2 rRNA genes are annotated in these 1327 nt (G+C 56.6%); both read left to right on the plus strand.

From position 1 onward, the window contains the following. Positions 1 to 1172: ribosomal RNA gene (locus PV734_RS45670) — 23S ribosomal RNA — on the plus strand; the annotation flags it as partial. A gap of 95 nt (positions 1173 to 1267) precedes the next feature. Further along, positions 1268 to 1327, plus strand: a 5S ribosomal RNA gene (gene rrf / locus PV734_RS45675); the annotation flags it as partial.

Below are 1327 nucleotides of genomic sequence, written 5' to 3' on the forward strand. Positions count from 1 at the left end.
GAGCTGGGGGTGGCCGCAGAGACCAGCGAGAAGCGACTGTTTACTAAAAACACAGGTCCGTGCGAAGCCGTAAGGCGATGTATACGGACTGACGCCTGCCCGGTGCTGGAACGTTAAGGGGACCGGTTAGTCACATTTCGGTGTGGCGAAGCTGAGAACTTAAGCGCCAGTAAACGGCGGTGGTAACTATAACCATCCTAAGGTAGCGAAATTCCTTGTCGGGTAAGTTCCGACCTGCACGAATGGCGTAACGACTTCTCGACTGTCTCAACCATAGGCCCGGTGAAATTGCACTACGAGTAAAGATGCTCGTTTCGCGCAGCAGGACGGAAAGACCCCGGGACCTTTACTATAGTTTGATATTGGTGTTCGGTTCGGCTTGTGTAGGATAGCTGGGAGACTGTGAAGTGGGCACGCCAGTGTCTGTGGAGTCGTCGTTGAAATACCAGTCTGGTCGTGCTGGATGTCTAACCTGGGTCCGTGATCCGGATCAGGGACAGTGTCTGATGGGTAGTTTAACTGGGGCGGTTGCCTCCTAAAGAGTAACGGAGGCGCCCAAAGGTTCCCTCAGCCTGGTTGGCAATCAGGTGTTGAGTGTAAGTGCACAAGGGAGCTTGACTGTGAGACCGACGGGTCGAGCAGGGACGAAAGTCGGGACTAGTGATCCGGCGGTGGCTTGTGGAAGCGCCGTCGCTCAACGGATAAAAGGTACCCCGGGGATAACAGGCTGATCTTCCCCAAGAGTCCATATCGACGGGATGGTTTGGCACCTCGATGTCGGCTCGTCGCATCCTGGGGCTGGAGTCGGTCCCAAGGGTTGGGCTGTTCGCCCATTAAAGCGGTACGCGAGCTGGGTTTAGAACGTCGTGAGACAGTTCGGTCCCTATCCGCTGCGCGCGCAGGAACATTGAGAAGGGCTGTCCCTAGTACGAGAGGACCGGGACGGACGAACCTCTGGTGTGCCAGTTGTCCTGCCAAGGGCATGGCTGGTTGGCTACGTTCGGGAGGGATAACCGCTGAAAGCATCTAAGCGGGAAGCCTGCTTCGAGATGAGTGTTCCCACCCACTAGATGGGGTAAGGCTCCCAGTAGACGACTGGGTTGATAGGCCAGATCTGGAAGCCCGGTAACGGGTGGAGGTGACTGGTACTAATAGGCCGAGGGCTTGTCCTCAGTTGCTCGCGTCCACTGTGTTGGTTCTGAAACCACGAACAACCCCATGCCCGGGGCCACCGGGTGTGGTGCGGTTGATATGTGTTTCACCGTGTTTCGGTGGTCATAGCGTGAGGGAAACGCCCGGTTACATTCCGAACCCGGAAGCTAAGCCT

The organism is Streptomyces sp. AK08-02 (assembly GCF_033795085.1).
Classification (GTDB): domain Bacteria; phylum Actinomycetota; class Actinomycetes; order Streptomycetales; family Streptomycetaceae; genus Streptomyces; species Streptomyces echiniscabiei.